Source organism: Candidatus Neomarinimicrobiota bacterium, from assembly GCA_036476315.1.
Taxonomy (GTDB): domain Bacteria; phylum Fidelibacterota; class Marinisomatia; order Marinisomatales; family S15-B10; genus JAZGBI01.
This window is the reverse complement of record JAZGBI010000010.1, coordinates 1-7,496: the sequence shown is the minus strand read 5'-3', so window position 1 is coordinate 7,496 and position 7,496 is coordinate 1. Positions and strand designations below refer to the sequence as shown.

General features: G+C 51.9%; 7 protein-coding genes. All 7 read right to left on the bottom strand.

Annotated elements, in window-relative coordinates:
- Positions 1-265 precede the first annotated feature (265 nt).
- A complete protein-coding gene (locus V3U24_01070; GenBank protein ID MEE9166046.1) occupies positions 266-763 on the bottom strand; it encodes a methylated-DNA--[protein]-cysteine S-methyltransferase in 498 nt (165 codons plus the stop codon).
- Positions 764-776: 13 nt separating this feature from the next.
- A complete protein-coding gene (locus tag V3U24_01065) occupies positions 777-1,646 on the bottom strand; it encodes a hypothetical protein (protein ID MEE9166045.1) in 870 nt (289 codons plus the stop codon).
- Positions 1,643-2,539 (bottom strand): DMT family transporter, encoded by an 897-nt coding sequence (locus V3U24_01060; GenBank protein ID MEE9166044.1) that lies wholly within the window; start codon positions 2,537-2,539, stop codon positions 1,643-1,645. Before V3U24_01060 ends, V3U24_01065 begins: the two co-directional genes overlap by 4 nt.
- Positions 2,540-2,660: 121 nt before the next feature.
- On the bottom strand, positions 2,661-3,563 hold the full coding sequence (gene secF, locus V3U24_01055) for a protein translocase subunit SecF (GenBank protein MEE9166043.1): 903 nt from the start codon (positions 3,561-3,563) through the stop codon (positions 2,661-2,663).
- Complete coding sequence (secD, locus tag V3U24_01050; GenBank protein MEE9166042.1) at positions 3,560-5,473, bottom strand: protein translocase subunit SecD; 1,914 nt, start codon at positions 5,471-5,473, stop codon at positions 3,560-3,562. Before secD ends, secF begins: the two co-directional genes overlap by 4 nt.
- A 436-nt stretch (positions 5,474-5,909) precedes the next feature.
- Positions 5,910-7,091, bottom strand: a complete 1,182-nt coding sequence (kbl, locus tag V3U24_01045) for a glycine C-acetyltransferase (GenBank protein ID MEE9166041.1) — start codon at positions 7,089-7,091, stop codon at positions 5,910-5,912.
- A 47-nt stretch (positions 7,092-7,138) separates the two neighbouring features.
- A partial coding sequence (locus tag V3U24_01040; protein MEE9166040.1) for an epimerase occupies positions 7,139-7,496 on the bottom strand: 358 nt, incomplete at its 5' end.

The window sequence follows — 7,496 nt, the reverse complement described above, 5'->3', positions numbered from 1 at the left end:
TACAAAGAGTGACAGGATGAGACCCAGTCCGGGGATCTCCCGTGGAAGAAGCCGGTCCAGAAGAGGGAAGTTGTCAAATATGTTGAAGAGAAACTTGATGACATAGATTGTGGCAGCGATGGGGGCGATGGTAACCAGACCGGCCACGATCTTTCCCCGAATCCTCTTGAGTAAGCGACCCATATGTCGAACGGAAAATTACGTCCGAAAGAACAATTGGACAATCACAACCAGGGGAGTGTCCCAGCCGAGCGGACCTTCTTCGTCAAGGTGCGCCTTCCAGCTGAAGTAAATGCTCTTTCAGATTAAGGCCACCGCCATATCCACCGAGCGTTCCATCGTGGGCCACGACTCTGTGGCATGGAATAACGATGGGAAGAGGGTTATGAGCGTTGGCCCCTCCCACCGCTCGAGCGGCACCCGGTTTGCCCATTCTTTCGGCAATCTCCTTGTAGGAAGCCGTCTCGCCGTAGGGGATAGTCCTAACCTCCTCCAGCACCTTTTGTCTGAATAAGGACGTTCTCAGATCGAGCGCGAGCGAAAACACTCTCAATTCGCCAGCGAGGTAGCGCATCAATTCCTCCACGGCGTCGGACAGGGCCGGTCCGCTTTTCACCACATTCTCTCCCGGGAAGTATTTTCGATGCCAGGCAAGAAAGGAATCTTCCGATTCGCCAGGGAGTCCAATCCGGCAGATACCTCTCTCCGATTTGGCGATAGATATTCTCCCCACAGGTGAGTTGAAGAAAGTATAGTGGATCATTCGACTTTTCCTCCTATTCGAATTCATGCCAGATATAGTAGGTGGCAAATCCCCGGAACGGACGCCACCTCTCTGCCAGAGTTCTTACTTCGGACTCCTGCGGCCGGTCAGTCATTTCATACAGAATGCCCACGGCCCTCTGCAGTCCAATGTCGGCTGCAGGAATGACATCGCTCCGGCCGTATCCGACAAGGGCGGTGTATTCTGCCGTCCATCTACCGACACCATAGATTCCCATGAGGTTCTCCTGCAGATCCTCATCGTTGAGTCCTCCCCATTCATAAAGCGGATAATCTCCGGAGACCACGCCTTTTGCCAGTTGAACAATCGACCGACTTTTTGAACCGGAATATTGAAGAGGGCGCAGGTCCTGGTCCTCAATGTTCGCGAGAGTTTCAGGTGACGGGAAGTTCCAGAGACGAATATCACCACGATCTATTCTTTCGCCGTATGTTTCGATCAGCCTCCGTTTCAGTGTTGTGGCAAAATGGACGGTTAGTTGCTGATCGGTGATGGCGGAGACGAGGGCCTCGAAAGGGGTGGATTTCTGAAATACCGTCAGTCCACTTAGTCTTTCAACAACGGGACCCAACTTTGAATCGTCTCTTACAGAACACTTAAACGCATTCAGGTCCTGGTCCAGGCCAAACCGTCTTCTAATTTCTCCCTCAATGATGGGCCTCTGTTTGAGGCTATTCCCGTCCCATTCGGCCACGAGGTCACCGCCGGTCATCTCCTGTCTGATCGTGAGAATCTCCTGGAAAAGGACTGTTGTGTATCGATCCCCATTCAGACATTCCGTCAGTCCAAAAGGTTCACGAGTCACATCTTCCAGACCGCGATAGAAGTCGAAGTCCGCAGCTGGCCGGATTTCGAACCTCACCTCGATCCCCTCTCTCTTATCGGCTTCCTGTGCAAGTTTACCACTAAGACACCCAGCAGGATCAGAATCGAGCCAACCATCATTCTGGGTGTGAAAGTCTCTCCCAGAAACGCCCATCCCAGTAATGCGGCCATCGCCGGGGGAATCAAAGCCACAGCGGACACTTGAGTGACCGTCAACTGAGTCAGCAGCCAAATGTAGACGGACCAGGTGAAGACTGTTCCGAAGAGAGCGAGGTAGAGCAGGGCGGCGATATTGACCGAATCCCACACCATGGTTCCGGGCTCCTCAAGGATCCACGAAAGGGGAAAAAGTAGAACGGCGGCAACCGTCTGGGCAACCACATTCACATGAAGTGGTGACACCGTTTGGTGATGCAGTTTATAGAGAACGTTGGGTCCCGCGGCTATGATAACCGCCAGAAGAATGGCCAGGACACCGATGAGATTGAAATCCTCGAACGATTCCGCACCTCGGAAGAAAATGAAAGAGGTTCCCAGCAGACCAACTGTTCCCCCAACAATTTTCCGGATTGTAAGCGGGTCATCTGGCAGCATGAAGTGAGCCATGATAGCAACGAAAATGGGCAGTGTCGCCCAGAGAATGGCAGAAAGGCCGGAGTAGATATACTGGGTTCCCCAGTAGGTGAGTGTATAGGAGGTGGCGAAATTCAGGACACCGAATCCCAGATAGACCTTTATTGCCGGTCTTGTGAAGGTCAGTTTTTCCCTCCTCTGGAAGAAAATCATCCAGAGTACGAATGCAGAAATGGAGAATCTGAGAGCAACTCCCAGAATGGGCGGTGTTCCCGTGAGGCTTATTTTCAGAACAAGCCAGGTGGTGCTCCAGACGGCACACAGAAGAATGTACAGAAAGAGAACTTTCGGGCGCACAGATTACTCAGCTACTTATGGCCGGGAGAAAGGAACACATCCACGAATCCGTGAAATGAAAAATCCACTGTCCAGATGAAGCGCAGGTATCCTGAATTGATCGATTCAGAGTCTGGAGAACTTAGGAACTTTCGCCCCGGCCCGCCTTTTCCTGCCAGATGACGACAACAGGGCTGGCGATGAATATGGAGGAGTAGGTTCCCACAATGACACCAACGATCATGGCAAAAGCGAAATACCTAATCACCTCGCCCCCTGCGATCCAGAGAGTGAAGACAACGACAAAGGTTGTGAGTGATGTGATAATTGTCCTCGACAGCGATTCATTGATGCTCCGGTCAATGATGGAAACGTAGGATTCCTGTTTGAACCGTTTCAGGTTCTCCCGGATCCGGTCAAAAACGACGATGGTGTCATTAAGAGAATACCCTACAATGGTGAGGAAAGCAGCGATGATGGCCAGGGAGATTTCATAGTTCATGATGGAGAAAATGCCGAGTGTGATGAGGACATCATGAACGAGCGCGGCAATGGCTCCCATGGCAAACTTGAACTCGAACCGGATGGAGATGTATATGAGAATACCTGCGATGGCGGAAAAAACCGCAAGGAGTGCTTTGCTGCTGAGTTCAGAACCGATCTTGGGTCCCACCGTCTCAATGCGTCTGAACTCAAGCTCTTCGTGGGGAAGAACCTGCTTTATGCTGTTCGAGAGTTGTGCCGTGAGCGATTCGGTTTCCTGGAACGTCTTGAGGCGGATCAAGATCTCGTTGGGGGCACCGAACGTTTGAATTTCACTGTTGTCCATATTGATCATCTCCAGGGCCGTGCGGATACTGGAAATGTCCACGTTTTCCCTGAACTGGATTTGGACCAGCGTTCCCCCTTCGAAGTCGATACTAAGTCTCGGTCCCCCTTGAAGGAAAAGAGATACCAGTCCCGCCAGGATAAGGGCACCTGAAACGACAAAGCCAAATCGGCGCATTCCAAGAAAATTGATGTGCGTTTCTTTCAGGAATCTCATATGCTCAGTTTCTGCAGGTGCCGTCTTGAAGTGACGACATTGAAGATGGTCCGGGTGGTGAAAATAGCGGTGAACATACTGATGGTAATACCCCAGAAGAGCACGACAGCAAATCCTTTGAGAGGACCTGTCCCGAATTGCATGAGTACCAGCGCAGCCAGAATGGTGGTAACATTGGCATCGATGATGGTGGTGAGAGCCCGGGAGTAGCCGCTATCAATCGCGGCCTTCACAGTCTTACCCTTCGCAAATTCTTCCCGGATTCGCTCAAATATGATGACGTTTGCATCCACAGACATGCCAACGGTCAAAATCAGTCCCGCAATCCCCGGAAGGGTCAGCGTGGCTTTCAGCATGGCCAGAACGGCAAGAACGAGAATAAGGTTCCAGCTAACGGCAAAAGCTGCAATAATACCGGACATTTTGTAGTAGATGACCATGAAGCAAAGCACAAGAACGAGGCCAATGATGATGGATCGGGTCCCCATTTGGATGGAGTCCAGTCCAAGGGAAGGCCCCACAGTGCGTTCCTCGATGATGTCCACAGGGGCAGGCAACGCGCCCGCCCGGAGTACGATAGCGATATCCTTGGCTTCCGCCATGTTGGAGAATCCTTCCACCTGGGTACGGCCATCGGTGATCTTCGTCCTGATCACGGGAGCCATATGGACTTTCTTGTCCAGGACGATGGCCACCCGTCGGCCCACGTTCGCACCCGTTAGGCGGGACCAAGTTTTGGCGCCCTCGGAATTCATGCTCAGACTGACAATGGGCTGACCGTTATACAGGTCCTCCGTCGCCTCTTCTATAACGCCCCCCGTTAAGCCCGGTTCAGCATCGAGATGGTAAAGCCGGAAGAAGGCCTCCTGAGCTCCGTCGGGACTGTTCCAGAATTCCCTGTCCGTGCTCCAGGCCAGCCGCCCGGCACCCGCTCTCAGAATCTCCCGGGTATTTGCCATTTCCAGGATTCTTCTTACTGCAAATACGTTCTGTTCAGGAACACCCAGATCGTTGCCCAGATTTCTCAGGAGCGATGAGAAGGGGCGCTCCTCAAACAATTGCTCGTCAACGAGAACGCTTGAAGTATCCTCTTCAGTGGTATCCTCAGGTGCCGTTTCTCCAAAGAGTTCTGTCAGTGTCACTTCTTTTTCCTGGGCGGTCCTTGTTTGCACTGCTTCCGTTGTCTCCCCAGCTTCTGCCATTCCCACCGCCGTATCGCCTGTCACCTCCACGAGTTCCTCTCTCCCCCTGAGAGATCTATCGATCCGTGTGAGAAAATCTTGAGTGATGTCTGGATCTTTGAGAAGTACGAACTCGAGCTGGGCGGTACTTTCAAGGAGCGCTCTCGCCCTGTCGGGATCCTGAATGCCGGCGAGTTCAACAATGATTCTTCGATTCCCCTGTTTCTGTAAGGTCGGTTCTGATACGCCGAATTGATCAACGCGATTCTGAAGAATCTCCAGGGCACGGTTGATGGCATCCACAGACTCGTTCTCAAGTGCAGACATGATGGCTTGATTGGATGATCCAAAGTCGGGGTAGTAGCGTCTCAGTCTTAACTCGTTTGCCTCAGTCTCGGTCATGAAGGCTCGGGCAAAATCCTGTTCCGTCTTCTCGGCTCTTTCTCTGGCAGCATTGAGGACATCGTAAAACTTTTCATTCCTGTTGGAGGCCAGGTTTTCATACAGCGTCTGAATGTCTACTTCAAGGACGATGTGCATGCCGCCCTGGAGGTCAAGACCGCGCCTGATAGTCCTTTTCTCCAGTTCATCCAATTTCCCCGTTTGCCGGAGAGTTTCTAGCTCGTCCGGATCTAGCGTTTGATACTTGAAAGTGGGGTAAAGGGCGTAGACAGCCCAGAGGAGCACAATGCCGATGATGATCAGACGGGGAGTATTCTTCTCAAACATTCCGTATCTCGAAGGTTTCGTCGAGAGTATCTCTTCGGAAAAGCGGTGGCGAATTTAGCCTGAGCATCTTCTCGATGTCAATCATTTTCAACTTCATTGACTAGCCACAGAGAGCACAGAGAAATAAATATACTCTAGTATTCCTGGCGTACTTGGTGTCTGACGTCCAACCTCAATTATCCACAGGATCTTCCAAAGGATCTTGAGATGAGATTCGCCACCTCCAAGGTAGTCCCTGTAACCCGTGGGGTCTCCTACGGAGGGAGAAGAACGCCAAGGACCACAAAACAACAGAATTCAAAAGGTTGTCAAATCAAAATTAATGAAGAAAATACTGAATGTGGTTTGAGGCGCACAGGGTGGCTCGTGAATAGATCAGACTGGATGAACATTTTGACAGCAAACTCAAGTCCTCTCTGTTCTCTGTGGCCAGAAGTCACACCACACCATACTTCCTGCCCACTTCCTTAAACGCCTCCACTGCCCGGTCCAGGTGCTTCTTTGTGTGGGCAGCGCTCACCTGTACGCGGATCCGGGCTTCTCCTTTAGGCACAACGGGGTAGGAGAATCCGATCACGTAAATCCCCTCGTTCAGAAGATCCGCCGCCATGTCCTGAGCCAGTTTGGCATCACCCAGCATGATGGGAACGATTGGGTGGATCCCCCGCTTGATGTCAAATCCAGCATCCGTCATCTCTTTCCGGAAGTAGCGGGTGTTTACTTCGAGGCGGTCTCTCAGTTCGGTGGTATCAAACAGCATGTCGAGGCAGGCAATACTGGCGGCCACGATAGGGGGAGCCAGGGTATTGCTGAAAAGGTAAGGCCTGGATCTCTGCCGGAGGAGGTCGATGATTTCCTTCCGACCTGACGTGAAACCACCGCTAGCCCCTCCAAGCGCCTTTCCCAGAGTCGAGGTGATGATATCCACCCGGCCCAGGACTCCGCACTGCTCCGCAGTACCGCGGCCTGTGGGACCAAAAAATCCCGAAGCATGGGAATCGTCCACCAGTACGAGTGCGTCAAATTTCCTGGCAAGATCGCAGATGACATCCAGTTTTGCCACATCTCCATCCATGGAGAAGACACCATCTGTGGCAATAAGTCTGGTACGGTGAGACCGGGTCTCTTCCAGCACTTTCTCAAGAGCGTTCATGTTCGCATGCTCAAATCGAAACCGGCCCGCCTTGCAGAGCCTTATTCCATCAATAATGGATGCGTGATTCAACTGGTCTGAAATGATGGCGTCTTCGGGCCCCAGGAGAGTCTCAAACAAGCCGCCGTTGGCATCAAAGCACGATGTGTAGAGAATCGTATCATCCGTTTGAAGAAATTCTGAAATTCTCCGCTCCAGATTCTTGTGAATCGTCTGCGTCCCGCAGATGAACCGTACCGAGCTGAGCCCAAATCCCCATTTTTCGAGACCCATCTGCGCCGCCCTGATGAGCTCCGGACTGTTTGCCAGGCCCAGGTAATTGTTTGAACAGAAGTTGAGAACGGATTTACCCTTGACCTTGATGTCAGCTTGCTGCTGGGACTCTATGACACGTTCCTCCTTGAACAAGCCGGAATCTCTGATATTATGGAGTTCTTCCGTCAGTCTCGTTTGAACTATATGCATGGTTCCTCCCTAGAATATCAGGATGACACCGGATCGAGTCAGGAATCTCAAGGGTTGTACCTTTTCCGGATCTCAGGTATCAAGTAGTCTTCAAACGCGCCGTCGAAATCATATTCCGGATTCCATCCCCACTGCTCACGGGCTGCCGTATCGTCAATATCCATAGGCCAGCTATCCACGATGGATTGTCGGTTCTCGTCCACCGCGAAATCTATCTCGGCATTCGGGAAAAAAGAGACAATCTTCTCCCGGAAATCCCTGGCAGAGGGGCTGAATGCTGCGACGTGATACACCGCCCGGCGAAGTGAGTTCTTTGGGGCTTTCATGAGTGCCAAGATCGCTCCGACCGCATCCCACATTGTCATGAATGGCAACCGGGTCTGTTCCGACACGAAACAGGAATAG

Bases quoted from the DNA above. Each gene is read 5' to 3' on its own strand.
- kbl (MEE9166041.1), bottom strand. From the start codon at position 7,091: ATGCATATAGTTCAAACGAGACTGACGGAAGAACTCCATAATATCAGA.
- secF (MEE9166043.1), bottom strand. From the start codon at position 3,563: ATGAGATTCCTGAAAGAAACGCACATCAATTTTCTTGGAATGCGCCGA.
- V3U24_01070 (MEE9166046.1), bottom strand. From the start codon at position 763: ATGATCCACTATACTTTCTTCAACTCACCTGTGGGGAGAATATCTATC.
- secD (MEE9166042.1), bottom strand. From the start codon at position 5,473: ATGTTTGAGAAGAATACTCCCCGTCTGATCATCATCGGCATTGTGCTC.